The sequence below is a fragment of the Streptomyces sp. NPDC090088 genome, assembly GCF_044747345.1.
Taxonomy (GTDB): Bacteria; Actinomycetota; Actinomycetes; order Streptomycetales; family Streptomycetaceae; genus Streptomyces.
In genome coordinates this window covers 238,571-265,148 of sequence record NZ_JBIVDZ010000010.1, presented here as the reverse complement: position 1 = coordinate 265,148, position 26,578 = coordinate 238,571, and the positions used below count along the sequence as shown (strand labels likewise).

General features: G+C 70.1%; 26 protein-coding genes and 1 pseudogene. 13 read left to right on the top strand and 14 right to left on the bottom strand.

The genetic code is table 11. From position 1 onward, the window contains the following. Positions 1 to 600 precede the first annotated feature (600 nt). Positions 601 to 1,422 (top strand): SDR family NAD(P)-dependent oxidoreductase, encoded by an 822-nt coding sequence (locus ACIPSJ_RS40850; RefSeq protein WP_401353519.1) that lies wholly within the window; start codon positions 601 to 603, stop codon positions 1,420 to 1,422. 147 nt (positions 1,423 to 1,569) lie between these two features. Here ACIPSJ_RS40850 and ACIPSJ_RS40845 read toward each other — a convergent pair whose 3' ends face one another. Then, on the bottom strand, positions 1,570 to 2,154 hold the full coding sequence (locus tag ACIPSJ_RS40845; protein ID WP_401353517.1) for a helix-turn-helix domain-containing protein: 585 nt from the start codon (positions 2,152 to 2,154) through the stop codon (positions 1,570 to 1,572). Between the two features lie 115 nt (positions 2,155 to 2,269). Here ACIPSJ_RS40845 and ACIPSJ_RS40840 point away from each other — a divergent pair, with 115 nt between their 5' ends. The 4 genes and pseudogenes from ACIPSJ_RS40840 to ACIPSJ_RS40825 all read left to right on the top strand — a co-directional run. Beyond that, positions 2,270 to 3,106, top strand: coding sequence for an EamA family transporter (locus tag ACIPSJ_RS40840; RefSeq protein WP_401353515.1), 837 nt, complete (start codon positions 2,270 to 2,272; stop codon positions 3,104 to 3,106). 42 nt (positions 3,107 to 3,148) lie between these two features. Further along, the gene (locus ACIPSJ_RS40835) at positions 3,149 to 3,796 is read left to right on the top strand and encodes an FMN-binding negative transcriptional regulator (protein ID WP_401353513.1); all 648 of its coding nucleotides are present in this window, start codon (positions 3,149 to 3,151) and stop codon (positions 3,794 to 3,796) included. A 53-nt stretch (positions 3,797 to 3,849) separates the two neighbouring features. Next, on the top strand, positions 3,850 to 4,557 hold the full coding sequence (locus ACIPSJ_RS40830) for a B3/4 domain-containing protein (protein ID WP_401353511.1): 708 nt from the start codon (positions 3,850 to 3,852) through the stop codon (positions 4,555 to 4,557). A gap of 219 nt (positions 4,558 to 4,776) precedes the next feature. After that, positions 4,777 to 5,091 (top strand): annotated as a pseudogene (locus ACIPSJ_RS40825) (PLP-dependent transferase); the annotation flags it as partial. A 14-nt stretch (positions 5,092 to 5,105) separates the two neighbouring features. Here the strand turns inward: ACIPSJ_RS40825 and ACIPSJ_RS40820 are convergent. From ACIPSJ_RS40820 to ACIPSJ_RS40800, 5 genes are all read right to left on the bottom strand, one after another. Next, positions 5,106 to 6,203, bottom strand: a complete 1,098-nt coding sequence (locus tag ACIPSJ_RS40820) for a HoxN/HupN/NixA family nickel/cobalt transporter (protein ID WP_401353509.1) — start codon at positions 6,201 to 6,203, stop codon at positions 5,106 to 5,108. 150 nt (positions 6,204 to 6,353) lie between these two features. Continuing rightward, entirely contained in the window at positions 6,354 to 6,662 is a 309-nt protein-coding gene (locus tag ACIPSJ_RS40815) for a nitrile hydratase accessory protein (RefSeq protein ID WP_401353507.1), read from the bottom strand. Between the two features lie 46 nt (positions 6,663 to 6,708). Beyond that, positions 6,709 to 7,332, bottom strand: coding sequence for a nitrile hydratase subunit alpha (nthA, locus tag ACIPSJ_RS40810; protein WP_401353505.1), 624 nt, complete (start codon positions 7,330 to 7,332; stop codon positions 6,709 to 6,711). Then, a complete protein-coding gene (nthB, locus tag ACIPSJ_RS40805; protein WP_401353503.1) occupies positions 7,329 to 8,081 on the bottom strand; it encodes a nitrile hydratase subunit beta in 753 nt (250 codons plus the stop codon). Before nthB ends, nthA begins: the two co-directional genes overlap by 4 nt. Continuing rightward, positions 8,078 to 8,596: a DUF1097 domain-containing protein gene (locus ACIPSJ_RS40800; protein WP_401354046.1), complete on the bottom strand. Its 519-nt coding sequence runs from the start codon at positions 8,594 to 8,596 to the stop codon at positions 8,078 to 8,080. The genes nthB and ACIPSJ_RS40800 overlap by 4 nt, the downstream gene beginning before the upstream one ends. 547 nt (positions 8,597 to 9,143) lie before the next feature. On the opposite strand from ACIPSJ_RS40800, the gene ACIPSJ_RS40795 reads away from it, so the two are divergent. The 8 genes from ACIPSJ_RS40795 to ACIPSJ_RS40760 all read left to right on the top strand — a co-directional run bounded on the left by ACIPSJ_RS40795 (position 9,144) and on the right by ACIPSJ_RS40760 (position 16,918). Further along, the gene (locus tag ACIPSJ_RS40795) at positions 9,144 to 10,217 is read left to right on the top strand and encodes a GlxA family transcriptional regulator (protein WP_401353501.1); all 1,074 of its coding nucleotides are present in this window, start codon (positions 9,144 to 9,146) and stop codon (positions 10,215 to 10,217) included. Positions 10,218 to 10,411: 194 nt separating this feature from the next. After that, positions 10,412 to 11,260 carry an alpha/beta fold hydrolase gene (locus ACIPSJ_RS40790; RefSeq protein WP_401353499.1) on the top strand — a complete coding sequence of 283 codons (849 nt, stop codon included), beginning with the start codon at positions 10,412 to 10,414 and terminating at the stop codon, positions 11,258 to 11,260. Between the two features lie 300 nt (positions 11,261 to 11,560). Continuing rightward, positions 11,561 to 12,181, top strand: coding sequence for a PadR family transcriptional regulator (locus ACIPSJ_RS40785; protein ID WP_401353497.1), 621 nt, complete (start codon positions 11,561 to 11,563; stop codon positions 12,179 to 12,181). A 46-nt stretch (positions 12,182 to 12,227) separates the two neighbouring features. Then, a complete protein-coding gene (locus ACIPSJ_RS40780; RefSeq protein WP_401353496.1) occupies positions 12,228 to 12,842 on the top strand; it encodes a nuclear transport factor 2 family protein in 615 nt (204 codons plus the stop codon). Next, on the top strand, positions 12,839 to 13,963 hold the full coding sequence (locus ACIPSJ_RS40775) for a Rieske 2Fe-2S domain-containing protein (RefSeq protein ID WP_401353494.1): 1,125 nt from the start codon (positions 12,839 to 12,841) through the stop codon (positions 13,961 to 13,963). The genes ACIPSJ_RS40780 and ACIPSJ_RS40775 overlap by 4 nt, the downstream gene beginning before the upstream one ends. Before the next feature lie 23 nt (positions 13,964 to 13,986). After that, the gene (locus ACIPSJ_RS40770) at positions 13,987 to 14,907 is read left to right on the top strand and encodes a PDR/VanB family oxidoreductase (RefSeq protein WP_401353492.1); all 921 of its coding nucleotides are present in this window, start codon (positions 13,987 to 13,989) and stop codon (positions 14,905 to 14,907) included. Between the two features lie 98 nt (positions 14,908 to 15,005). After that, entirely contained in the window at positions 15,006 to 15,866 is an 861-nt protein-coding gene (locus ACIPSJ_RS40765) for a dioxygenase (RefSeq protein WP_401353490.1), read from the top strand. Further along, positions 15,863 to 16,918, top strand: a complete 1,056-nt coding sequence (locus ACIPSJ_RS40760; RefSeq protein ID WP_401353488.1) for a maleylacetate reductase — start codon at positions 15,863 to 15,865, stop codon at positions 16,916 to 16,918. The genes ACIPSJ_RS40765 and ACIPSJ_RS40760 overlap by 4 nt, the downstream gene beginning before the upstream one ends. 83 nt (positions 16,919 to 17,001) lie before the next feature. On the opposite strand, the gene ACIPSJ_RS40755 is transcribed toward ACIPSJ_RS40760, so the two are convergent. From ACIPSJ_RS40755 to ACIPSJ_RS40720, 8 genes are all read right to left on the bottom strand, one after another. Further along, on the bottom strand, positions 17,002 to 18,387 hold the full coding sequence (locus ACIPSJ_RS40755) for an FAD-dependent oxidoreductase (RefSeq protein WP_401353486.1): 1,386 nt from the start codon (positions 18,385 to 18,387) through the stop codon (positions 17,002 to 17,004). A 125-nt stretch (positions 18,388 to 18,512) separates the two neighbouring features. Beyond that, positions 18,513 to 19,397: a fumarylacetoacetate hydrolase family protein gene (locus ACIPSJ_RS40750; RefSeq protein ID WP_401353484.1), complete on the bottom strand. Its 885-nt coding sequence runs from the start codon at positions 19,395 to 19,397 to the stop codon at positions 18,513 to 18,515. 11 nt (positions 19,398 to 19,408) lie between these two features. Beyond that, the gene (locus tag ACIPSJ_RS40745) at positions 19,409 to 21,160 is read right to left on the bottom strand and encodes a hydantoinase B/oxoprolinase family protein (protein WP_401353482.1); all 1,752 of its coding nucleotides are present in this window, start codon (positions 21,158 to 21,160) and stop codon (positions 19,409 to 19,411) included. Next, entirely contained in the window at positions 21,157 to 23,211 is a 2,055-nt protein-coding gene (locus ACIPSJ_RS40740) for a hydantoinase/oxoprolinase family protein (protein WP_401353480.1), read from the bottom strand. Before ACIPSJ_RS40740 ends, ACIPSJ_RS40745 begins: the two co-directional genes overlap by 4 nt. 31 nt (positions 23,212 to 23,242) lie before the next feature. Next, on the bottom strand, positions 23,243 to 23,623 hold the full coding sequence (locus tag ACIPSJ_RS40735; protein WP_401353478.1) for a hypothetical protein: 381 nt from the start codon (positions 23,621 to 23,623) through the stop codon (positions 23,243 to 23,245). Beyond that, positions 23,623 to 24,564: a LysR family transcriptional regulator gene (locus ACIPSJ_RS40730; protein WP_401353476.1), complete on the bottom strand. Its 942-nt coding sequence runs from the start codon at positions 24,562 to 24,564 to the stop codon at positions 23,623 to 23,625. Before ACIPSJ_RS40730 ends, ACIPSJ_RS40735 begins: the two co-directional genes overlap by 1 nt. Before the next feature lie 125 nt (positions 24,565 to 24,689). Beyond that, a complete protein-coding gene (locus ACIPSJ_RS40725) occupies positions 24,690 to 25,235 on the bottom strand; it encodes a 3-phenylpropionate/cinnamic acid dioxygenase subunit beta (RefSeq protein ID WP_401353475.1) in 546 nt (181 codons plus the stop codon). Further along, positions 25,232 to 26,560, bottom strand: a complete 1,329-nt coding sequence (locus ACIPSJ_RS40720; protein WP_401353473.1) for an aromatic ring-hydroxylating dioxygenase subunit alpha — start codon at positions 26,558 to 26,560, stop codon at positions 25,232 to 25,234. Before ACIPSJ_RS40720 ends, ACIPSJ_RS40725 begins: the two co-directional genes overlap by 4 nt. Positions 26,561 to 26,578: the final 18 nt, after the last annotated feature.

Below are 26,578 nucleotides of genomic sequence, written 5' to 3'. Positions count from 1 at the left end.
GCCCCTGGCCGCCCAGATGTGCATGCCACGCCCGTTCGACACGACACCCCACCCGACGACATGTAACGCTCTGGTTACGAAGTCGAACGAATGCCTTCCCGATCGCCCGCGTGCGGTCTATTTTCCAGCGAAAACAAACCACCTGGTAGATGTTGGTACGGCGGTTCATCACCTGCAGGCCCATCACGGTCAACACCCAGGAAGGCAGCCGACATGCCGCATTCGCTCCGGGTTTCTCCGGGATGGACCGCTGCGGTGATTCCTGCGACCGCTACCACCGGTACCGCGAGACACGCGGCCGCTCGCCGACGCCGGCCTCGCCGTCTGTCGCGTCGGTGTCGAGTGGGCGCGGATCGAGCCACTCCCGGGGCTGATCCAGCGGGCCGGCCCGGCCCGCTACCGGTGCGTGATCGAGACAACCGTCGAACTCGGCCTGAGACGACTACGAGGGGGCGCCAGGAGCCGAAGCTCAGCCTGGCCGAGGCCGTCCTGGAGACGTTCGAGCGGCATCCCCGCCCCAGCCTGCCCAACCTGGCCCGTCCGGGCGGGACCACCCGCCGCAACCGCATTCTCACCGCCTCTCCACCGGAAGGACTCACCGTGCAGATACCCGTACCCGACGTCTCGTCCCGCTCCCTCACCGAGCTGATCTCACTGTCCGGGCGGCGTGCCGTGGTGACCGGCGCGGCCCGCGGCCTGGGCCGGGCCATCGCCGAACGTCTGGTGGAGGCGGGCGCGGACGTGCTCATCGCGGACATCGACGCCGAACTCGCCACCGCCGTCGCCGGGGACCTCGGCTGCCGCGGTCAGGGCCGGGCGCTCGCCGCGCAGCTGAACGTCACGGACGCGGAGAGCGTCGTCCAGGCCGCCGACCTCGCGGTCCGGGAACTCGGGGGGCTCGACGTCTGGGTCAACAACGCCGGGATCTTCCCCGCCGTTCCCGCGCTGGAGATGCCCGAGAAGACCTGGGACGAGGTGTTCGCCGTGAACGCGCGCGGTGTCTTCCTGGGCTCCCGGGAGGCCGCACGCCGGATGAGCGAAGCCGGGCACGGAGGCGTCATCGTCAACGTCGTCTCCACCGCAGGGTTCCGGGGCGTCGGCCCCGGGCTCGCCGCATATGTCGGGTCCAAGCACGCCGCGCGTGGCCTGACCCGTCAACTTGCCCTGGAGTTCGCTCCGTTCGGGGTGCGGGTGCTGGGGGTCGCGCCGACGTTCGTGCCGACCGAGGGAAACCTGGCGGCGGCCGCGGCCGCCGGCGTCCCGATGGACGCGGAGACCTTCAAGTCCGTGATGCAGCCGGGCCCGCTCGGCCGGCTGGGCGTGCCCGACGACATCGCCCGTGTGGTGCTGTTCTGCGCGAGCGACCTCTCGGCCTTCATGACCGGCAGCACCCTGCTCGCCGACGCCGGCGAAACGGCCTGACCCCGCCACACCGTACCGGCCGCCGCCCCGCGACGACGTCCAGGACCCCATGCTCCCTCCCGCCCCGCCCCCTCACCTATTCCCCGGTCCTGTTCGCCGCCCCGCAGGACGACCAGATCGGCGACCTGTTCGACGTACGCCGAGCGGTCAGGTTGTCGCAGGGGGACCGGGCGGCAGGTGGACGGTCATGATCAGGTCGCAGGTATCGGTGCCGGCACCGCGGTAGGTGTGCGCGGCGTCTCCGTCGAACGTGGCGGTCTGGCCGGCTTCCAGGGTGTGTTCGGTGCCGTCGACCACCAGGGTCATCCGGCCGGAGGTGACGCTGACGGTTTCCGTGACTCCGGCCTGGTGGGGGTGGCTGGGATACTCCTCGCCGGGTTCCAGTCGCCAGCGCCAGACCTCGACGGGGGCCGGGCCCGAGGTCGTCAGCATGAGCCGGGCCTCACTGCCGCGTTCCCCGGTCCACAGCGGTACCACCGCGTCCGCGGTCGCCACCCGCACGCGGCCTTCCGACGGTCCCTGCATCAGGGCGGACACCGAGATGCCGAGGGTGTCGGCCAGCCGGACCAGCGTGGCCAGGTTCGGGTTGCCCTGGGCCTTCTCCAGGGCAACCAGGGCCCCCTTGCTGACCTGGGCGCGGCGGCCGAGCTCCTCCAGGGACAGGCCCGCGCGGATGCGGGCGGCCCGGACGTTGTGCGCGACCGTCCGCAGGGCTGCGCCCGTCTCCACCATCGATCTCCCTCTTCTCCACTCGGTCATTGCAATGCACTATGCGGTCGGTTGGTTGACAAGAAGCGGTCGTTCCGTTGTACGGTGCAGTCGTTCCAATGATAGTAAGGGATACGCCGTGATCGCTCTGCTGTTGGCCCTGGGCAGCTCACTCGCCTACGGGTGCGCCGACTTCCTCGGCGGCCTCGGCGCCCGCAAGGCCCACGTGCTGCGCACCGTGATGATCGCCGCTCCGGCGTCTCTCGCGGTCGAACTGCTGCTGTGGCCGGTGCTCGGCGCCTCGTTCAGCACCGGTGCCCTGGCCTGGGGCGCCGCCTCAGGCGTGGCCTCCGCCGCCGCGTTCGCCCTGCTCTACCGCACCCTGGCGATCGGCCCGATGAACGTGCTGTCGCCCGTGACCGCGCTGGTCTCCGCCGCGCTGCCCGTCGGTGTGGGCCTGCTGCAGGGCGACCGTCTGGCCGTCACCGGACTGGTGGGGCTGCCGCTCGCGCTGGTGGCGGTCGTCCTGGTCAGCGCCGGGCACGGAGCCGGTGCGACGCGTCCCTCGCGTACGGCGCTGCTGCTGGCCCTCGGTGCGGGCGCCGCCATCGCGCTTCAGCTGGTCTTCCTGCACCAGGCGCCGCCGGACAGCGGGGTGGCACCGCTGATCATGGGCCGGGCGGTCTCCTCTGCCATCACCCTGGCCGCGGCGGGGGCGATCCGACGCAGACTGGGCTCGGAGCGGCCCGCGTACGCGCTGTCCGCGCTGGCCGGCGTGCTCGACTCCGTGGCGAACCTGCTGTTCCTGCTCGCGGCCCGCAGCGGGGACCTCACCGTCGTCGCCGTGATCGTCGCCCTCTACCCGGCCGGCACGGTCCTGCTCGCCCGGACCGTCCTCGCCGAACGCGTCCACCGCAGCCAGCTCGTCGGTCTCGGCACCGCCGCCGTCGCCGTCGGCCTCCTCGCACTGACCTGACCAGAACCCCCGCGCCAGCGCACCGCCCCCGCAGGAGGACGCATGCTCATCCACCCCTGGGACACCAGCCTCGACGAAGCCGAATGGCAGACCTGGATCGCCGAAGGCCACGACTTCGGACAGCTCACTGTCAACGGTCCGCCCGGTCACCCGCCCGTCGCAGTGCCCACCCACTTCGCGAGCGATGAGAACCAGCTGCTGATCCACCTCGCCCGGCCCAACCCGGTCTGGACAGCCATTGAGGACGACCCGAACATCCTCTTCACCGTTCTCGGCGACTACGCCTTCATCCCCGGCCCCTGGCGCGCCAAGGCCGGCACCCCGCCCACCGACGGCGTCCCCACCAGCTACTACACGGCCGTCCAATTCACCTGCCGCGCTCACATCGTCGACGACCCGCAGGCCAAGGCCGAACTCCTGCGCCGCCAGCTCGCCCACTTCCAGCCCGACGGCGACCACGCCCCCGTCGACGTCGACCAACCGCCCTACGGCCGGATGCTCCCGGGTATCCGTGGCCTGCGCCTGGAGATCATCGAGGCACGGGCCAAGTTCAAGTACGACGACCACAAGCCCGTCGAGCACCGCACCGGTGTGGCCGACCGCCTCACCGCACGCGCCCAGAACCTGGACGTGCCCGCGGCGCACCAGCAGCGCCGCCGCCTGGACCGCGTCGGTATCTGGAAGTCCTGACCCTCCGCCACGACAGCACCTGCAGCACGCAGACAGGAACGGAAACCCCGATCATGCCCGCCTTCCGTATCGCCCCCGCCGTCGCGGACGCCTTCCCCGACACGCTCATCGCCCTGGTCACCGCCACCGGCCTGCGTGGCCACGAGCCCTGGCCCCACACCACCATCGCTCTGGAGGACCTGGAGCGACAGTTCGCCGAGGGTATGTGGCAGCCCGCAGACGAGACCGATCCCCGCATCGAGGCCTGGCACACCGCCTACCGCTCCTTCGGCACCAACCCCCGCCGCATCCGCCCCAGCGTCGACGCGCTCGGCCGCCGCCTCGCCAAAAAGGGCACGCTGCCGCGCATCAACCCTGCCGTCGACTCCTACAACACCGTCTCCGTCCGCCACGGCCTGCCCTCCGGCGCCTTCGACCTCGACCAGGTCACCGGCGACGTCGACATCCGCCATGCCGACGGCACCGAATCCTTCACCCCGCTCGGTGAACCCGCCACCGTCGAGAACCCCAGGCCGGGCGAGATCATCTACGCCGACACCACCGGGGTCCTGACCCGTCACTGGAACCACCGCGACGCCCACCGCACCCGCGTCACCGAGGACTCCACCCACGTGACCTTCGTCCTCGAAACCCTCCACGCCGACCGGGACGGCGCCCTTCTCGAGATCGCGACGAAGGAGCTGCGGGCCCTGCTCGCCCCGCACGCCGACCGGACAGCCGTGCACCACCTCAGCCCGGCACAACCCCAGGCCACCGCCTGAGACCCCGCTCGGCCCGAGCGGACAACCCCGGGCCCGACGGTCGCCGCGCCCTCGGCCGGGCGGTGCTGTTCCCTGCCTTCGGCCACCCGACCGTGACGGCCGGGGCACACACCGGCCGCACCTGATCCGGGGACGTACCGTGCCGCACCCGAGCACTCCGCCCTCCCGGCCCGACAAGCACGATCCGCGCGTCCGACGCGACCCGACTCTGGCTTCAAGGCCTGGTTGATCTCCCGGGGTTCGATCACACTGCCGCTTCGGCGGCGCCTCGCCAACGCTCAGCGTGCGGCCAAGTTCCTGGACGGTGATCCCTGCGTGCTGCACGTTGCCCACCCGGGGCTCCTCTCACATCCGCAGCACGAGCTCGCCGAGCGGCAGTTCGGCGGGCAGGACTTCGGCGCGCCGATCGCGTTCGCGCTCGACGCCGGGCACGACACCCGCGACGCCTTCGTCGACACCATGCGGCTCATCACCTCGGCGGTGTCGCATCGCGGACCCAGCGGCGGCTCCGGACAGGTCATGCCCACCGGGTGACGCACAGGACGGGTTCAGGAGCGCCGGGCCGCTTCGTCGGCGGCACCGTGCCGGTCGCCGTACTTCTCGCCCAGGCCGCGGTAGCGCCACATGGCCGCGGCGGAGAGCCAGGAGAGGGCGAATATGGCGACGACGATGTAGCCGAGCAGTTCGAAGTGGTCGGCCAGGGAGGCGTAGGCGGCGATCGGTCCCCCGGCTCCGGTGGCGTCGGCGACGAGTCCCGCGACGTAGACACTGGCGATGAACGCGGCCACGGCCACGGTCATACCGGTGGTGGCGATGTTGTAGTAGAGCCTGCGGGCGGGGCTGCGGTAGGCCCAGGAGTACAGGCGTGTCATCAGCATGCTGTCGGCCGTGTCGAAGGCGCTCATTCCCGCGGCGAACAGCAGCGGGAGAGAGAGGACGGCGAGGGTGGGCAGGCCGGAGCCGTGGGTGGCGGCGCTGGCGGACAGGGCGAGCAGAGTGATCTCGCTGGCGGTCTCCAGGCCGAGGCCGAAGAGGATGCCGACCGGGTACATGTGCCAGGACGAACGGATCAGCCCGCGGGCACGGCGGCCGAGGATCCGGTTCATCAGGCCGCGGTTGAGCAGCTGCAGTTCGAGCTCATCCTGGTCGAGCCCGCCCTTCGTCATGCGCCGCCACAGGCCGACCACGCCGTTCAGCACCATCAGGTTGAGGACGGCGACGAGCAGCAGGAACAGCATGGCGACCACCTGCGAGACCAGACCGCCGACGTGACGGAAGGTGTCGATGCCCGAGCCGGCGGCGCCCGCCGCGAGTGCCACGACGAAGGCGAGGGCGAGGACCACGGTGGAGTGGCCCATGGCGAAGAAGAAGCCCACGCCGACGGGTCTGCGCCCGCGCTGCATCATCAGTCTGGTGGTGTCGTCGATGGCGGCGATGTGGTCGGCGTCGAAGGCGTGCCGCATTCCGAGGGTGTAGGCGAGGGTCCCGGCTCCGGCGAAGGCACCGGCGCCTGCCGGGCCACTGGCGTAGGCGAGGTACAGGCTCCATCCGATGATGTGCAGGGCGGTGATGACGCCGACGATGCCCGTGATGCGCAGCCGTTCTGCGCGGGTCCATCGGCCGGCGGTGATGGTCGTTGTGGTCACACTCACGTCCTTGGCGGGGGGGGGCACCGCGCGGTGCCGTCGTTGTCCGGAGAGGGGGCGGGCCGCACCCGCCGGCCGAAGCCATGCGCGGGTGCGGCCCTGGTGGGCGGTACGGAACCGGCGTCCTGATACGCCGGGCCGCGGAGCGGGTCACGCCGCGAGCAGGGCCCGCATCTCGTCCTCGGCGACCAGACCGTGATCGACCAGTACCTGTTCGAGCGCGGCGAGCCAGTGCTCGTAGTACTGCCAGCTGCCCTGTTCGGCCGTGGGGGCGGCCTCCCATGCGCCGATGGCGGCGATGAGCTGCTGCTGGAAGGCGTCCCACGGGTAGTGGCCGAACTCCGAGAGGGCGACGGCGACGCCGAACGCGCGGCGCTGCCAGTCGGCGTCGAAGGTGGGGGCGTTCGTGTCGGTGACGCAGCTTTCGTGCAGGGGTGTGGTGGGGGCGGAAGCCTCCATGGGGATCCCCAATCTCTGGTCGTGGCTTCTGTGATGCGGGCGCGGTTCAGGCGGCAGGTGCGGGAACAGCGGCGATGCCGATCATCGATTCGGTGGTGACCAGGGACGCGAGTTCCTCCTCGGTCATGCCGTCGGTTCCGGCAGGCCGCTCCGGGACGACGAACCAGCGGGAGTGGCCGCTGCTGTCCCACACCCGCAGCTCGACGGACGGTTCGAGGTCCAGGCCCATCTCCCCCAGCACCACACGGGGCTCCCGGGCCGCGCGGGCACGGAAGGTCGGGTCCTTGTACCAGTACGGCGGCAGGCCGAGCACGGGCCAGGGGAAGCAGGAACACAGGGTGCAGATCACCAGGTTGTGCACCCCGGGGACGTTGGCCACGGCTTGCAGGTGCTCGCCTTCGGCGCCGTCCATGCCGATGGGAAGGTCGAGTTCGGCGACGGCGGCCGGCGTGTCCTTCACGAGCCGTTCGGCGAACTCCGGGTCGGTCCAGGCACGGGCGACGATCTTGGCGCCGTTGAGCGGCGTCATGTCGGCCTCGAAGTAGCCGAGCACCTTGTCGACGGTGGCGTCGGTGATCACGCCCTTCTCGATGAGCAGGGCTTCCAGCGCCCGTACGCGGGCGGCACTGCGGGCTTCGCGGTCCTCGGGGTATCCGAACTGAACGGTCACTGCTGTTCCTCCGTGGCGTGGGTGAGGTAGGCCTGGTAGAGCTCGCCGTAGAGCACGGCTCCGGGCTCGGCGAGTTCCCCCCAGATGTCGGCGGGTTCGAAGCGGACCGCGTAGACGGGCATGGGTTCCCCGATGCCGTCCGGGCCGGTGGAGCAGAAGTAGCCGTAGTCGCCTTCGAAGACACGCTCCACGGTGCCGGTACGACCGCGCAGGTTGCCCGGCAGCCGGGTGTGTTCGGTGGGCGGCACGTCCTTGACGGTCACCCGGTCACCGACCTCGAAGGCCGGGGACTCGGCCGGGCCCTGGCGGGGGGAGTCACCCTCGCGCAGATAGCGGATGACCTGGTCGTCGACGCGTTCGTCCCCGCCCTCGGGCAGGGCGAGTCCCGGATCCCGGAGGTACTCCGCGGCCTTCGCCTCCAGCTCCTCCTCCGTGACGTAGCCCTGGGAGAGGAAGAATCCGCTGATGCCGCCGAGCCACTTCTCGTAGTAGCGGTACTGGAAGTAGGCGAAGGGGTGCATCGCCTCGGCGCCCTTGCGCAGGTCCGCCCAGGTCCAGACCGACGAGAAGGCCGTCGGCACGTCCTCGATGGGGTACTCGGGCACCGCGTCGCCGAGATGGGCACTCAGGCCCATCATCGCCACATGGATGCCGAAGATGCGCTGCTCCCAGTCCTCGACGAAGACGCGGGGCTCGTAGGTGACGGGCCCGAGGTTCTCCAGGCCGCCCAGGTGGTGCTGCAGTTTCATGACTGTCCTTCCGGGGCCGGCTCCGCGGCCGCGCGTGTGGTCATCGCGGCTCCCCAGTACTCCGAGGCGATGCCGAACACAGCGCCCAGGACCATGGACAGCGCCGCGACGAGCGCCGGGTTGTTGATGGAAGCGGTGGTGATGCCGTGGCCGGTGGCGGCCACGGTGCCCACCGTGGAGGCGAAGCCCCACACGATCGCCGGGATCTTCGAGAGCAGGCCGACCTTGGACGCCTGCACCATGGCGGCGCTTCCGACACCCACGGCGACGGCCGCCACGGCGGTGCCACCGCCCAGGGCGTGGATGACCAGCAGGGTCAGTGAGGCGATGGCGATGCCGGTGAGGTTCGAGGCGATCGAGCTCACCATGCCGCCCGTGCCGGCTCCGAGAATGAAGAACGAGGCCCAGGCGATGAAAATTACCCAGACCGGAACGGTCAGGACGGTTGAGGTCATCAACGTGGCGACCCCGCCGAGTACGCCGATACTGATGGACAAAGCATCCAGCTGACGCATGGCCAAACACTCCTCTGACACCGAGTTCTCACGTCGGCGGAATTCGTGCCCGAACAGGGGCAGGTGACGGTTTCCCCACCAAGGGCAGGAACCAAGGACAGGAGAGGATAGAGGTGTCCAGGCACGGGGAAATTCGTATCTCTGCGACCCCCGCTGCCGCCTGAGCCCTCACAGAACACCATCGACCGCGGATACCTTCGGCGCCGATTGTGTCGGCTATGGCGCGGTGAGACATCAACAGGTTCCAGCCGCTTTGTTTCGCGCGAATTAACGAGAGCTGAAGAAATCATTTCCCGGATTGACGTTCGCAGCCTTGTGAGCTAAACGCAGAAAAAGCCACCCGGGGCCTGCCGGTGAGGCCTAGGGAAGCTGCGAAATCAATATGGGGTAATGGAACTGTCAGGTCTTGACGCGGTTATGGTTTCGACTATTTGCTCGGCTCCACGTTCGCGCTTGGAGGGGTTCGGGGCCAAGGACCGCAACGGACAGACGAGCCACAATTTCGGACATGCGGGGAAGCCCCGCACCCCCGGGAGGAGAACGGACCATGAACCGGAGCATCGAGGTGGCGGACAACGGCACCGAACGGACGATGGTCTTCGTGCTGTACGACAAGGTGACGCTGCAGGACGTGGCGGCGCCGCTGGAGATCTTCGCCCGGGCCAACGACTTCGGGGCCCGCTACCGGGTCCTGCTGGTCTCGCCCACAGGACAGCCGGTCGGGACGACCGCGTTCACCCGGCTGAGCGCCGACATCCCGGTGGCGGACGCCCCCGACTCCATCGACACCCTCTTCGTACCGGGCGGTGTACCGGCCGACTTCACCTTCGCCCCGGGTACGCATGACATCCCGGAGGAATTGACCCCGGACACGGTCTCCGAGGCCCTGACGGCAGTCCGCGAACTGGCGCCCCGGGCGTCGCGGATCGCCTCCGTCTGCACGGGGGCGTTCGTGCTGGCCGCCCTCGGGATGCTGGACGGACGCCGAGCGACGACCCACTGGGCACACTGCGCACGGCTCGCCCGGGAATACCCCCGCGTCCAGGTGGATCCCGACGCCCTCTTCGTCCAGGACGGCCCCTTCGTCACCGGCGCCGGCATCAGCGCGGGCACCGACCTGGCCCTGGCCATCGTCGAGAACGACTACGGAACCGACGTCGCCCGCAGGGTCGCCCGGTGGATGGTCGTCTTCCTTCAGCGTCCGGGCGGCCAGGCCCAGTTCAGCGTCTGGTCCCAGGCGGGCGCTCCCACCACACGCGGCCTGCGCCAGATCCTGGACGCGGTGGTCCTCGAACCCGCCGCGGACCACTCGACCACCGCCATGGCCGCTCGCGCCGCCGTGAGCGAACGCCACCTGGCGCGGATGTTCCACGACGAGGTAGGCATGACACCGGCCCGCTACGTGGAACACACCCGGCTGGAGGCGGCCAAGCTTCTGCTGGTGACCGGCGACGAAAGCCAGGAGTTCGTCGCACGGCATGTCGGCTTCGGCTCCCCGGAGACGATGAGACGGATCTTCCGCCGCAACCTCGGAGTCTCACCAGGCAGCTACCGCAGCCGGTTCCGCACCACCGGTATCGACCACCAGAAGCCGGACCAGGAGCAGGAGCAGGAGCGCTGATGGCCCGGCCCCGACCGACCACGCGTCGGCGCGGGTGCCGCGTCAGGCTTGGGCCTGTCGAGCGTTCCCGGCGGGGACATCCGAGCGACGAGTTCTTCTGCCAGGCGGAAATCGTATGGCCCGCGCCAGTCGGATCCGGTCGAATCCTCCGCACCTCGTCTCGACGCACCTCTCCTCGACGCCCAGGAGTCACCATGGCCGCTGGTTCCACACCCCTGATCTTCGTACACGGCTACTGGCACGGGTCGTGGTGCTGGAGTGAGGTCATCTCCCGCGTGGCTGCCATGGGCCGCCCCGCGGCAGCGGTGGACATGGCGGGACACGGGCTTCGCGCCGTCAGACCGCAGTGCCTCACCAGACGCCCGCTCGCTCCTGAGGCTCTGGCGGCCGAGGTGTCCCCCGTGGCCACGGTGGATCTCGATCAGGCCGGCGATCTGCTCGTCTCGCAGATCAAGGAGGCAGGCCGCGGCGGCCCGGTGACGGTGGTGGCCCACAGCATGGGCGGCACCGTGCTCACCCGGGCCGCGCAGCTCGTGCCCGAACTCGTGGCGCACGCGGTGTACCTCAGCGCCTTCATGCCGGCGTCAGACGCCCCCGCCCTCGCCTACGTCCAGATGCCCGAGAACGAGGGCGAACTGGTCGCTCCGTCCGTCCGGGCCGACCCCGCCGTGATCGGCGCCCTGCGCCTCGACCTCGCCTCCGACGATCCCGACTACCGCCGGCAACTGCGCGACGCGTTCTTCGGCGACGTCGACCCGGCCGTCGCCGACGCCGCGCTCGGCCTGCTGACCCCCGACGCCCCGCTCGGTATCGCGCTCGGAGCCACCGCCGTGACCCGCGACGGCTGGGGGTGGGTGCCCCGCACCTACATCACCTGTGCGCAGGACATGGCAGTTCGGCCCGCCCTCCAACAGAGGTTCATCCGTGACGCGGACGCCGCCTTCCCGGACAACCCGACCTCCGTGGTAGCGCTCGACTCCTCGCACTCGCCATTCCTGTCGATGCCCGCACAGGTGGCCGACATCGTCGCGAAGCTGGGCTGACCAGTCGTCACCGACCGATGGGGCGCGGTCGCGACCAGCCGTAGTCGAGTGCCGGGAGCCGGATCGGAACGTCCGCGGGCGAAGTGACGCGCGTTAGCCGTGCCGTCCTCGCGGTCTCCGGAATCACGTCCGGTGCGCCGATGCGGGCAGACGGACTCGCGGGCTGCCGCGCACAGAAGACGCGGCAGCCCGGGCGAGCGGGGCGGTCCGGTCGACTTTGCCGGAAACTGTTGACGCAAGTATGTATGGAGATACATTAATACCTGTCGGCGAGGTTGCCGACCCGACCCGGAGGTCCGTATGTCGCTGCGCCTGGCACTCCTGGCACTGCTGGCCGCCCGCCCGATGACGGGCTTCGACGCCATGCGGCAGTTCGACGCCTCGGTCGGTTACCTCTGGCACGCGCCGCACACGCAGATCTACCCCGAGCTGCGCAAGCTGGAGTCCACGGGCCTCGTGCAGAGCGAGGAGGTTCCTCGGGGGGAGCACGCGAAAAAGCGCCGGTACAGCCTCACCGAAGCAGGCCGGGACCAGCTGCGGGCCTGGATGGACGAGGTCGAGGAGCCACGGCGCGAGCGGGACCCGCAGCGGCTGCGGGCCGCCTACTTCGAGTGGGCCCGGCCGCAAGCGGCTCGTGCCCAGTTGGAGGCGCACGCACGCTTCTACGAGGAGGCGCTGGCGTCCTACGAGAAGCAGCGTGATGACATCCTCGCGCGCCGCGTCCCCCTGCTCGTGGCCCGCCTGGACCGGACCCCGCCGAGTGAGCAGGCGGCGGTCGTGGAGTTCAAGGCGTTCGCCTACAGCGGTCTCATCGCTCGTGCCCGCGCCGAGGTGGAGTGGGCCCTGGAGGGGCTGCGACTGCTGGAGCGGCTCCATCAGGACCGGTCCGAGGAAGACCCCGGAGAACGGACCGGAACCTGACCGCGCGCTCCGTGCGGGCGGTGTTCGCTGTCGTGAGGAGACGGAGATGTCGATGAACGCGGATCGGACGAGCATCAGGCAATTGGTGGAGAACTGGGCACTGTGGCGGGACGCCGGAGCCTGGGACCGCTTCGCCACCGTATGGCATCCGGACGGCTGGATGAGCTCCACCTGGTTCCAGGGTCCCGCCGCCGATTTCATCGCCGCCAGCGAGCAGGGCTTCGACAACGGCGTCAGCATCCTGCACTTCCTGGGCGGCCACACTTCGGATGTGATGGGGGCGCGCGCGATCGCGCAGACGAAGATGACGATCAGTCAACGAGCCGAGGTCGACGGTGTGCAGGTGGACGTCGTGTGCACCGGGCGCTTCTACGACTTCCTGTCGCGGGACGACGCGGGCGATTGGACGGTCGTCCGTCGGCAGCCCATCTACGAGAAGGACCGTCTCGACGTCGTCGACCCGGCGGCCTCCCTCAAGCTCGACCCCGAACTGCTCGGCCGGTTCCCCGTCGGCTACCGCCACCTCGGTTACGTTCAGACGAAGGTCGGATTCACGGTGAAGCCCGGGCTGCCGGGCCTGGTCGGTGAGGCCGTGGAGCGGCTCTACAGGGAAGGCGCCGCCTGGCTGGCGGGCTCCGAGCGAGCGGGAGAACCCCGATGACCGGCACCACGGCGGACGCGGCTCCGCGCGGGTATCCCCTCAACGCCTGGTACGCGGCGGCCTGGGACACCGAGGTCGGCCGTACTCTCCTCCCCCGCACGATCTGCGAACGCCCGGTCGTCCTGTACCGCACGGCCGACGGCGCGCCGGTCGCCCTGGCCGACGCCTGCTGGCACCGCCTCGTTCCGCTGTCCATGGGTCGCCTCGACGGTGACAACCTGGTGTGCGGCTACCACGGTCTGAGGTACGGCCCCAACGGGCGTTGCACCGGGATGCCCGCACAGGAGACGCTCAACCCCTCGGCGGCGGTCACCGCCTACCCGATCGTCGAGCGGCACCGCTTCGTCTGGATCTGGCCCGGCGACCCGGCCCTGGCCGACCCGGCGCTCGTCCCCGACCTGCACTGGAACGACGATCCGGAGTGGACGGGCGACGGCGAGCACATCCAGCTGGACTGCGACTACCGCCTGGTCGTGGACAACCTCATGGACCTCACGCACGAACAGTTCCTGCACTCCGACAGCCTCGCCAACGACGAACTCTCCGAAGCCGAACCGGACGTGGAGCACGACGAGGACTCCGTCACCCTCACCCGCTGGATGCATGGCATCGAGGCGCCTCCATTCCTGGCCATGCAGTTGAAGCGGAAGGCTCCGGAGTACCGCGGGCCGGTCGACCGGTGGCAGATCATCCGCTTCGCCGCGCCTTCGACGGTCACCATCGACGTCGGTGTGGCACCCGCCGGCTCGGGAGCACCCGAGGGGGACCGCAGCGCGGGCGTCAACGGCCACGTCCTCAACACCGTCACACCGGCCTCCGCGGGCGCCTGCCACTACTTCTGGGCGTTCACCCGCAACTACCACCTGGGCGACCAGGGCCTGACCAACCTCCTGCGGCAGAGCGTGTCCCACGTCTTCGGCCAGGACTCGGACATGCTGAACGCGCAGCAGCGGGCCATCGAGGCCAACCCCGACCACGAGTTCTACAACCTCAACATCGACGCCGGCGGCATGTGGGCCAGGCGCGTCATCGACGCCAAGGTCGCCGCCGAACAGGGCCGCGAACGCACCCACCCCGCCACGCTCGCCTCCGTCGCCGCCACGACGCGTCGGTCGGCGTGAAGCGCACAGCGGCCGTGACGGCCGTGCGTGAAGTGGCACCGGACATCGCTCTGATCACGCTGAGTCCGCCGGAACCGGCCCCGACTCCACCGCCCGGCAGCCATCTGGACGTGACCGTGCGCCTGCCGTCCGGCGACGACACCCGCTCGTACTCCGTCGTGGACCTCGGTCACGACGACGGGCTCCTGCGGATGGCCGTACGCCGACAGCCGGAGGGCCGGGGCGGATCCCTGTGGATGCACACGCTGAAACCGGGTGACGCACTCGAAGTCACCGGCCCTCTCGACGAGTTCCGGCCCACCCCGGGTCGAGCCCCCGGCGTGCTGCTCGCCGCGGGCATCGGCATCACTCCCGTCCTCGGACTGGCCCGGGCCCTGCGGACCAGGGGCAGCGACTACCGGATCGTGTACGCGGGCCGCTCCCGCGACCGCATGGCGTTCACGACGGAGCTGGAGTCCGCCCACCCCGGCCTGGTCACCCTCGCCGAGTCCGCGCGCGGAGCGCGTGTCGATCCCGCCGAGGTGGTCGCCGGCGTTCCGGGCGGCGGCGTGCTCTACGTCTGCGGACCGATGGGCCTGCTCAGTGACGTCCGCCGGGCCTGGCAGCAGGACGGCCGGCCGCCCGGGGACCTGAGGTTCGAGACCTTCGGCACGAGCGGCAGCCACCCCGCCCGCCCCTACCGGGTCACGGTGCCCCGCCACGGCGTGACCGTCGAGGTCCCAGCCGGCACGAGCATGCTCGACGCCCTCCAGGAGGCGGGCGTCGAGGTCCTGTACGACTGTCTGCGCGGCGAATGCGGACTGTGCCGCGTCCGCGTCCTGGAGGCCCAGGGCACGATCGACCACCGCGATGTGTTCCTCTCCGCACGGCAGCGCGCCGAGGGCGACCAGATGTGCGCCTGCGTGTCCCGGATCGTCGGACCCGAGGCCGTCATCGACTGCTGAGTGCTCACCCGTCGGGGGGCGGACGCCGCCTCACCCACTCCGGCACTCCTGGTCCGGAAGGAACCACTGTGCCAGGCCCGACCAGGAAGGGAACGCCCATGGACTTCACTGTCGAGACCGCCACCGACGCGGTCGTCGAGAGTTTCCGCAACACCAAGGACCAGCGGCTGCGGGATGTGCTGGAGAGTCTGACCCGTCACCTCCACGATTTCGTCCGGGACGTCGAACCCACGGTGGAGGAGTGGGAGGAGGCGATCGACTTCCTCACCGCCGTCGGCCAGAAGTGCGACGACACCCGCCAGGAGTTCGTCCTGCTCTCCGACGTCCTGGGCGTCTCCATGCTCGTGGAGACCCTCAACGGGACCGAGGACGGCACCGAGAGCACAGTCCTCGGCCCCTTCCACATGACCGAGTCCCCGCACCGCGAACTCGGCGACACCATCGACCTGCTGGGCGGCCGGGCGTGCGTGGTCTCCGGGCGGGTCCGCACGGCGGACGGCACCCCGCTGCCAGGAGCCCGGCTCGACGTCTGGCAATGCAACGAGGAGGGCTTCTACGACGTCCAGCAGCCCGACGTCCAGCCGCCGGGAAACGGGCGCGGGCTGTTCCAGACGGACGACGAGGGCCGCTACTGGTTCCGGACCGTCGTGCCCTCCCACTACCCGATCCCCACCGACGGTCCCGTCGGCCGCCTCCTCGGCGCCACCGGCCGCCACCCGTTCCGCCCCGCTCATATCCACTTCATCGCGCAGGCGGAGAACCGGCTCCCGGTCACCACGCATGTGTTCGTCGCCGACAGCCCCTACATCGACTCCGACGCCGTCTTCGCCGTGAAGAGCGGCCTGATCACAGAGTTCTCCGAATCATTCGACGAACAGGACGCCGAACGCCTCGGCGTGGCCGTGCCCTTCGTGCACGCTCGCTTCGACATCGTGCTGGCGCCGGCGAGTTCCCGATGAGCTTCGTCTACGAGGCCCTGCCCATGCGGGTCGTCTTCGGGAGCGGCAGCCTGCGTCAGCTTCCGGAGGAGGCCGAGCGGTTGGGTCTGCGCCGACTGCTGGTGCTGTCCACGCCCGGTCAGCGCGCCCTGGCCGAAGAGGCGGCCGCCCTCCTCGGCGACGCGTGCGCCGGGACCTTCACCGAGGCCCGGATGCACGTACCGGTCGAGGTGGCCGAGGCGGCCCGGGCGGCCGCGCGAGCCGCCGACGCGGACGGCTGCGTGGCCATGGGCGGCGGCTCGACCGTCGGACTGGGCAAGGCGGTCGCCCTGGACACGGGCCTGGCCGTGATCTGCGTCCCCACCACCTACGCCGGGTCGGAGATGACCCCGGTGTGGGGAGTGACCGAGAACGGGCGCAAACGCACCGGCCGGGACCGCGCGGTCTTGCCCCGCAGCGTCGTCTACGACCCCGAGCTCACCGTCCGCCTCCCCCTGGACGTGTCGATCACGAGCGGCTTCAACGCCGTCGCCCACGCGGTCGAGGCTCTGTACGCCCCCGATGCGTCCCCGGTCGTCTCCGCGATGGCCGAGGAAGCGGTGCGCTCAATGGGTACGGCGCTGCCCGCGCTCGCCGCCGACCCGCTGGACATCGAGCGCCGTGCCGACGCCCTGCGCGGTGCCTGGCTCTGCGGGGCCTGCCTGGGCGCGACGACCATGTCCCTGCACCACAAGCTCTGCCACATCCTCGGCGGCACCTTCGACCTGCCCCACGCCGCCACCCACACCGTCCTGCTCCCGTACGTGGCGGCCTTCAACCTACCGGCGGCGCCGGCGGCGCAGCAGTCCCTTCGCAGAGCCCTGGCCACCGACGACGTGCCCGAGCACCTCGCCCGCACGTCCGCCGCCCTGGGCGCACCACGCTCCCTGTCGGAAGTGGGTCTGTCGGAAGGCGACTTGGACGAGGTCATCCACCAGGCGGTGTCGCAGCCGTACGCCAATCCGAGGCCGATCATCGAGCCGGCGCTCCGATCCCTGCTCACCGAGGCGCTCAGGGGGAGCCTTGCCGCCTGACACCGCGAGGGCCGGCCATCCGTGGCCGGCCCCGCGCGCCCTGCCCTTCCTCGGGCCGCCGACGGTCCCGGTGGACGACGTCGTCAGCGGTCGGCGACGGCGTCCAGCGCCGCGGCGCGGCCGGTGGTGAGTGCGGTGGCCAGACCGCCGGCATAGCCGCCGGCGCTGACGCCGCCGATGTCGGCCCCCACGGCGTAGAGGCCGGGGATGGGTTCGGCGCGGTGATCGCGCGGGTCGGTGATCCAGCGGGCCGACATCGGTGCCGTACTGCCGGAGCGGCGCAGGACCCTCAGGTTGTCGTCCACGGCCAGGCCGCCGGTGGTGAACGTGATCGCGGCCTGGACGTGGATAGCGGTGAACGGGCCGTGCGCCAGACGTGTGCCCGCCCCGGTACGTGGAATGTCGAGTTGCTCCGGCGCACCCGCCGCCATCGCCCGCGCGTAGTCGCGGAGTGTCGTGCCGGCCACCGATCGCGGTACGCCGTGCTCGGCGATCCGCTGGGCCAGTTCGTCCAGTGTGTCCGCCCGCACGACGGTACCGCCGGCCTTCTCCGCGCGTTCCGCGAGCACGGTGGGTGTCACCGTCATGGCGTCCGCGCTCGGCTGGGCGCCGAGTTCGGCGTCGAACACGTAGAAGCCGACCCCGCCGGGCTGTCGGGCCAGTGCGTGGTTGACGTTCTCCTCGAAGGCGCCGGCCGTCTCGTCGACGAAGCGGCGTCCTGCCATGTTCAGTGCGACGGAGCGGCTCCCGTAGTACTGCGCCAGCTCGGCGAACGTCTCGGCGGTGTGGCGGGCCGGGGGTGCGGGCAGGGCGTGGCCGTAGAAGCCGCCGAGGCCGGCGCTGGTACCGGCGCCCACGGAGATGGCGGCGGCCAGGCCGTCGCCCGTGCTGAAGGCGTTGGCCCGGTGCGCGAGGTGGGCGGCGTCGAGGCCCGCATAGCGGGCGAGCAGCTCGGGGCTGCCCTGAAAGCCTCCGGTGGCGAGGATGACGACGTCGCATCGAAGGGCGGTGACGGCGCCGGTGTCGTCCACGACGTGGACGCCCTCGATCCGGCCGTCCTCGATCCAGAGGCGGTCCAGCGCGGTGTCGTACCTGATCTCGGCGCCGAGTCGTCTGATCTCGTCACGGGCGAGGCCGAGGTACTGATCGGGAGAGAAGTGCCAGCCGTCGTAGCGGTCCAGCTGGCGCGGCAGCCGGCGGAGTTCGACGCCGAGTGAGGTGAGCCAGTCGGCTGCCGCGGGCAGGGTCTCGTGCACCAGCGTCTGCAGCAGTTCGTCGCCGTTCGGTGCCGCGGCGCGGAAGCGCTCCAGCTCGCCGAAGGCGATCAGCATGCCGTTGGACAGCGCCGCCGAGCCGCCTGCCCGACCGCTCTTCTCCAGCAGGGTGACGTCGGCGCCGGCCTGCAGTGCGGTGACCGCTGCTGTCAGGCCGCCCATGCCCGCGCCGGCCACGACCACGTGTTTTCTCATCAGGACAGTTCCTCCAAGGACTTTTCGCGGGTCTCTTCGCTCCGGGTCGCTGTGCCGACGCGCCGGTTGCTCCTGGTGGCCGGAGCCGGTGCTCGCTCCGGCCTCGGCGAAGCGAGGCCGAGGGCTCACGCGATGGTGTTCTCCAGCGTGCCCAGGCCCGTGATGGTGGCGGTCATGACGTCTCCGTCCAGGAGGTAGGCGCCCCCGTGCGCGGCGGCGGTGCCGGCCGGGGTGCCCGTCAGCACGAGGTCGCCCGGCTGCAGCGTGATGTACTGGGACAGCGCGGCGATCTGCTCGGCCAGGTCGACGATCATCAGTGAGGTGCGGGAGTCCTGCCGGACCTGGCCGTTGACGGCCAGGGTCAGGCCGAGGTCGCCCGGCTCGGGGACGAACCGGGCCGGTACGACCGAGGGACCGAGCGGGGTGCAGCCGTCGGCGTTCTTGGTGGCGGTCCAGTCGATGCCGAAGATCGGGTGCCGCAGCCGGTCCTCGTCCCGGACGGACACGTCGTTGGCGATCGTGTACCCGGCCACGTGGGACAGGGCGTCCTCGACGCCGACGCGCCTGGCGGCACGGCCGATGACGGCGGCGAGTTCGATCTCCCAGTCCAGCCTGGTCACGCCCGCGGGACGGTTGACCACCGCCCGGTGCCCGCTGAGGACGGTCGCGGGAGAGAGAAAGTGGAAGGCGCGCTTCTCGAAATCGGTGTTGCCCATTTCGGCGACGTGGTCGGTGTAGTTCGCGCCGGCGCACCAGATCGCGGGTCGGTCGACCGCGGGCGGGAGGAAGTCGGCGCTCGCCGCCGGGACCGCCGAGCCGGCGGCGGCCCCGGTGTCGAGGGCGGCGGCCACCGAGTCGACCAGCGGCTCCCACTCCCCCAGCGCCTGTTCGAAGGTCGCCGGAGCGCTGTCGCCGAGCAGATCACTCAACAGGTGCACGGTGTCGTCCTGGACGACGCCCAGCACGGGCCCGCCTTCGTGCAGGACGCGGGCCATTCCGAACGCGGCCATCGGGTCTCTCCTCATCGGGTGCGGAGTCGGGTGGTGGTGGCCTCGTCCACGATCAGGTCGCCGTCGAGGGGGCCGGCGAGCGCGACGCCGTAGTGTTCGCGGGCGGCCTCGGCCGTCACATAGCCGGCACGCACATCGCGCACCACGTCGTCCACGGGTCGCTCGTGCGGCGGGCCGTAGCCGCCTCCGCCACCGGTCTCGACCACGATCCGGTCACCGGCCCCGACCGGCCGGGAGTCGACCTTGCCGTTGCGGAACGCGATCGGTTCCCCGTCCGCGGTGAGCAGGGAGATCCGGTTGGGCAGGGCGTCGCCGCCGCCGTCGATGCCCCATGGAGCGCTGCGGGTGCGTTCCATGAACGTGTTCAGCCGGACCGGGGTGTCCGTGCGTATCTCGTACACCGTGCCGAGCCCCCCGCGGTGCCTGCCGGGGCCTCCGGAGTCGGGGCGCAGCGCGTACCGTTCCACGAGCAGGGACGGGTACTTGGCCTCGCTGACCTCGACCGGTGTGTTGTGGGTGTCGCCGTCGTTGATGCAGATGGTGGCGTTCTCACCGTCCTTGGCAGCGGTGGCTCCCCAACCTCCGCCCTGGGCGCCGCCGTTGTAGAGGAACAGCCGGCCACTGGCGGGATCGGTGCCGTACAGATTGAGCACGGCGAGGTCGGCGTGGTGGCCGGCGATGGTGCCTCCGGGCACGGCTTGGGCCAAGGCGCGGAAGACGCAGTCGATGATGGTCATCGGGTAGGTCATCCACCACCGCATCGCGGCGGGTTTGGTGGCGCTGACGACCAGTCCGGGCGGCAGCACGATCCGCACCGGCCGCAGCGAGCCCTCGTTGACCGGGTACTCGTGCGGCGACGTGAGGAACTTGAAGGCGACCTGCGCGGCGGACCGGCCGGCGGTCGCGCCGGAGTTGAAGTAACCGGCGACCTGGGGGCTGACCCCGCTCAGGTCGATGGTCATCAGGTCACCCTCGATGACGACCCTGACCTTGATGGGGACCGGTTTTCCGAGGGTCACCCCGTCGTCGTCCATGGTGGTCTCAGCGACGTACTCGCCGTCGGGGATCGCCTCCACCGCGTGGCGGGCGAGGGCCTCACCGCGTTCGTAGATCAGTTCGAAGCCGTGGGTGACGACATCGGCGCCGTACCGCTCGATGAGCTCGGTCAGGCGTCGTTCACCGGTGCGGATCGCCGCGATCTGGGCCCGGAGATCACCCAGGGCGAGGTCGGCGAAGCGGACGTTGGTCCTGATGATGCGGGTGAGTTCGTCGTCCTGCACACCGCGCTTGAAGATCTTGACGATGGGGACCTGCAGACCCTCGGAGTAGATGTCCTGGGTGGTCCCGCCCAGCACGCCGCCGACGTCCAGCCAGTGGGCCATGGACGACGCGAAGGCCACGATCTCGCCGTCGGCGAAGATCGGGACGGTGAAGATCATGTGGTTGAGGTGACTGCCCATGATGTAGGCGTCGTTGGTGAGCAGGATGTCGCCCGGTTCGATGCCGTCGTACCCGTAGTGCTCGATCTTGGCCTTGATCGCCTGGGACAGGCCTCCGACGAACATGGGAAGGCCGAGGCCGATGGAGACGGTGTCGCCGTTGCGGTCGAACAGGCCGACGGTGAAGTCCTGGGCCTCGTAGATGATCGCGTTGTAGGCGGTGCGGCGGAGGTTGGTCTTCATCTCGTCGGTGATGGCGACCAGGTTGGCGCGAAGGATCTCCAGGGTGACCGGGTCCACCTGGACAGGGGGCGTGGTGGTCATCGGGTTCCGCCGATCGTCAGGAGCAGGTTGCCGTAGGCGTCGACCTCGCAGCGGTCGCCCTCGCGCAACAGGGTGGTCGTGGTGTCCTCCGCGATGGCTGCCGGACCGGTGATCACGTTGCCCGCCAGGAGGTGCGCGCGCGAGAACACCGGGCAGTCCCGGACGGGAGCATCGGGTCGCAGGATCATCGGCCGGGTGCCGGCCCGGGCGGCGGCGGGGGGTTCGAGGTCACCGGTCCCGATCTTCGCGGGTTCCGGCCGGGACACCGAACGGATCAGGGAGACGCGCAGGGTCACGATCTCCGCGGGCTCCTCCGGGGCGCCGTGCGCGAATCGCTGCTGGTGAGCGAGGTCGAACGCCGTCTTGAGCGCGGCGAGCCCGTCCGTGGTGTCCAGTGGCGGAACCTCCAGCGTGAGGGAGTGCTCCTGCCCCACGTAGCGCATGTCGGCCTGGCGGAGGAACAGCAGTCCGCCGTCCTCGGGATCGTCCACGGCCGCCAGACACTCCTGTTCCAGTTCGCGGAACCGGCTGTCCAACGTGGCGGAGTCGATGTCGTCGAGCCGGTTCACCTGGGTGCGGACGGCGTCGTGGCGCAGGTCGGCCATCAGCATGCCCAGTGCGGAGAACACCGAGGGGATCTGCGGTACGACGACCTGGGTGATGCCGAGTTCACGGGCGACCAGCGAGATGTGCAGCGGTCCGTTGCCACCGTAGGCGAAGAGTGCGAACTCCCGCGGGTCGAGGCCGCGTTCGGTGGTCACCGCGCGCACCGCGTTCGCCATCGACGCCGCCGCGATCGCCAGGATGCCCGACGCCGTGCGGGCCGTGTCGAGACCGACCTCGTCTCCGACCCGTGCCACGGCGGCCTGCGCGGCGGCGCCGTCCAGCCGCAGCCCCCCGGACAGAGTGCCGTTCCTCGGCAGCAGACCGAGTGCCACGGCGGCGTCGGTCACGGTGGCTTCGGTGCCGCCCTGGCCGTAGCACGCCGGCCCCGGGAAGGCACCGGCGCTGCGCGGCCCGACATGCAGACCACCCGCCGAGTCGATCCACGCGGTACTGCCGCCGCCGGTGCCGACCTCGACGATGTCGAGGCACGGGATCTGGATCGGCAGGCCCTCGGCGTAGCCGCCGACGAAGTACTCGGCCGCCTGGGGGAAGGTCAGGTCCCGGATCACGGACGCCTTCGCCGTGGTACCGCCCATGTCGAACGCGATGGCGTCCCGCAGGCCCAGGGTGCGGCACACCTCGATGGTGCCGACGACCCCGCCCGCGGGACCGGACTCCATCATGTGCACACACTGCTCGCGGACGGTCTCGACGTCCGAGAGGCCCCCGCCGGACTGCATGATCAGCAGCGGTCCGGGCGCGCCGGCGTCGGTCAGCCGCTGCGACAGCCGGGTGAGGTAGTCGCTCACCACCGGGCCGACGTAGGCGTTGGCGACGGTCGTCGAGGTGCGCTCGAACTCGCGGTACTCGCGCGTGAGCTGGTGGGACAGGGTGATGTAGGCGTCCGGGCAGTGCTCGGCGAGGATCTCCCCGAGCCGGCGCTCGTGTTCGGGATTGCGGTAGCCGTGCAGCAGGCACACCGCGATGGCATCGGCCCCGCTGCGCCGGACGCGCTCGGCCACCCGGCGGGCGGCGTCCTCGTCCAGCGGCCGGTGCACGCGCCCGTCCGCGCGCATCCGCTCCGGCACCTCGAACACCCTCTGCCGCGGCAGCAGAGGCCGGTGCTGCCGGAAGCCGAGATCGAACGCCTCCGGCCGGTTGACCCGGCCGATCTCGTAGACGTCGCGGAACCCCTCGGTGGTGACGAGAGCGACGTGGGCGCCCTTGCGTTCGGTCAGCGCGTTGATCACCACGGTGCTCCCGTGCACGACCATCGCGGCGTTCGCGACATCGGTACCGCACGCGGTGAAGCCGGCGAGGATGCCCTCGATCAGATCGTGCGGGGTGCTCAGCGTCTTGCCGATGACCGTGCTGCCTCGTTCGTCGTCGTACACCACGACATCGGTGAACGTCCCCCCGATGTCGACAGCGGCGCGGGTACTCATGGAACTCCTCTGCGTACTAGATGTCGCGGCGTCAGCCGCAACGGTGGTGGGACAGCACTTCCTTCACCCATCGCGACCAGACGGACTCGGCGGACCGCCGGGCGGCGTCCGGGTCGGCGGGATCGATCAGCGCGACGATCCGGAGGTCGGCGATGACATGAGGGTCGGGGGAAGGCCGGTCCACGACCAGAATCCGATCGTTTTCCATTTCCAGGACAGCCCGTGCCACCTCTTCGCTGCCGGTCCCGGTCAGACGCGCATCCAATTCGGTCAGAAAGAGCGCCCCGACCGACTGCCCATTGAGGACTTCTAGGATTCGTGTTCGCACATCCTGGGCCATGCCGAAATAAAAGCCGGTTCCTGCATATGCGTCAATTGAATGCTGTTCATGCCCGAAATGCAGCCCGTGCATCAACCGCCCGTCACAGCACTCAGCAATTGCTCACGAAGCCAGCTTCTTGCCGGGTCCTGGGCGAGCCGGGGGTTCCAGACCATGTCGATGCCGAGCGGAGGCACGGAGACGGGGAGCGAGAAGGACCGGACAAGCCCGGCCTCCTCGAACCGCAGCGCGATACGCCTCTGGACCACGGCGACGGCACCGGAGGAGGCCACGGCCCACGGGATGCTCAGAAAGTCGTTGCAGCGGGCCTGCACAAGGCGGTCGATGCCGAGCGAGTCCATGACCGAGTAGGGCGAGATCCGCATGTCCGCCCACTCGAACACGACATGCGGCAGCGTACGCAGATGCTCGACGGTGATCTCACCGGTCACCGCCCTGTTGTCCGATGCCACGACCGCGACCCATTCGTCGTTGTACAGGCGTTCCCTGGGCAGCGAGGTCGCGAGCGCGTCCGGCAGCAGCACGAGATCCACGTCGGGGTGGGCGGACAGATCCTCGGTGATGTGCGGGCCGGCGACGAACTGCAGGGACACCCCAGGGGCGCACTCGGCGAGCAGGGAGAGCAGCGGGCCCAGCACCACGGCGGTGGTCGATGACGAGGCCGAGACGCGGAACCGCCGTCGGGAGGTCTCCGGCACGAACCCCGGCCAGTCCAGCACCTCGCGGGACAGCCCGTGGAGCAACCGTCGCAGCGGTCCCAGCAGGACACGCCCCCGCGGGGTGAGCTCAAGGGCCGGGCCGACCCGCGTCAGCAGATCGTCGCCGATGAGCCGGCGGCACCTGTTCAGGCTGTGGCTCATCGCCGGCTGGGTCAGGCCGACCCGCGTCGCCGCCCGCGTCACGCTGCGCTCCTCCAGCAGCACCTGAAGGTGCACGAGCAGGTTGAGATCGACGCGCGACAACTTCGCGATCTCGGTTGTGTCCTCGCCCTCTGTCCAGGACCGCAACACCATGACTCACCTCATCCGCCCATCGGGGCGCGTCGCGATGCGAGTTCCCATGGCCGATTCATCCGGGGGTGCGTGCGGCATTTCCGCGTCGGCCGTCCGTCCGGGCGGAAATCACGCATCCCGTGCCCTCAGAACATCACGCTCATGTTCTTGCTGAGAACCACCGACTGGTCGAGCAGAATCCGGCGCCGGCTGATCCGCAGGCCGTCCGGAGTACGACGGAACCGGTCGGTACGGCCGCAGACGAACGAGTCCTGCTCGTCCTCCAGGCGGTTGCGGTGGATGAGGAGGTACGAGGACACCGTGAACTCCCCGGCCTCCGGGTCCTCCTCGCTGACGACGACATTGGTGACCACATGGCGGACCCGGGCAACCGGGTCGTCGGTCCATGCCTTGCCGCTGGCGATCTTGGCGATCCGCTCCGCCAGGAAGGGCTTGTCGTCGTGGATCAGGGCCAGCGCGTCGTCGTGCTCGATCGTTTCCGGGTCCCGCCGGGAGTGGTTGCGCCGGATCGGCATGTAGTAGCAGAGATCGTCGGTGAACAGCGCCAGCCACGCCTCGTAGTCGTGCCGGGCCAGGAGGTCCGCCTCGCGGTAGAGGAACTGCTCGATCTCGTACTGGAGCAGCAGCCGTTCCACCGTGACGCCTGGAGCGGTCTCGGGCAGGGTGGTCATGCGATCACCGCCTTCGCGGATCCGGTGACGGGGGCTTCCCCGGTGGTCGGCTCGGCCGGGTGCGGGACGGCCATCAACTCGGACCAGCGCCGGTAGAAGCCTCGCTGGTTGATCTCGCTGTAGACGGTGTCGACGGTGCCGGGGAACTCGGGGAAGCCCTTGTTCGGACCCCGGCCGGCGCCCATGCCGTAGTGCAGGGGCAGCTTGGCGGTGATGAAGCCGTCGTTGCTGTTGGTGCTGTAGTTCCACTGTTCGGAGTCGTCCTGCTCCCAGGTGCCGGACGCGCTGAAGTGGCGCTGGTAGTCGAGCAGCAGGGCGCGGCGCACAGCGGGCGGGGCGCTGTTGGGCAGGAGCGACCAGGAGTGGACTTCCATGGAGTCCGGTCCCTTCGGGTGCCAGACGCGCAGGTGCCAGCGGTTGAACAGCAGGGACAGGTTGGGGAAGCAGGTGCCGTGGATGAAGACGGCGTCCGTGGTGCGGGCCCGCCCCAGCCGCTGCGCCGCGCGCTCCCAGAAGGCGCCCATCCAGTCCTCGACCTCAGGGGAGAAGCCCTGCGACTGCCAGTACGGGTAGGCCGCGTAGCCGCCCAGGCCGTGGCCGCCGTCGACGCCGGCCTGGAAGCCGCGCTCGGGCGGGCGGATCCCCTTGGAGTGCGGCGCCTCGGCGATGAAAGCGGACAGGTGGGTGGAGGCGGCATGGTACATGTCGCCGGCGAACTGTTCGGCCGCGAGCTTCCAGTTGCCCTGCATCCTCCACCGGTGCACGCCGGTGGCGACCGAGCAGCCTTCCTCGTCCGGGTCGACGAGCACGTCGAGGTAGTAGGTGAAGTCACCCAGGTACTCGACCAGTGGCGGGATCTCGGGGTCCCATGTGGCGAAGATGAGGCCCTTGTAGGTCTCCACGCGCGGTGCTGTGGCGAGTCCCCACGCGCTGTGATCCAGTCCTTCGCCGTACGCGGCCGTCTCGTCCGGGACCGACAGCAGACTTCCGTCGGTGGCGTAGGCCCACCCGTGGTACGAACAGGTGAACGCCTTGGCGTTGCCGGAGTCGTAGCGGCACACCCGCATTCCGCGGTGACGGCAGGAGTTGAGCAGTACCTTGTACGAACCGTCCTTCTGCCGGACGACGATGACCGGGTCGGTTCCCATGTAGGTGCTGTGGAAGTCGCCGGGCTTGTGGAACTGGCTCTCATGGGCCAGGAACAGCCAGCTGCGGGCGAAGACCCTGCCTATTTCCTGCCGGTACAGGACAGGGTCGGAGAAGATGGACCGGTCGATCTGTGTTTCGTCGTCGTCGGCGAATGCTCTGCCTCGTTGCAGGCTCATGCCGTTCTCCGTTCGGTG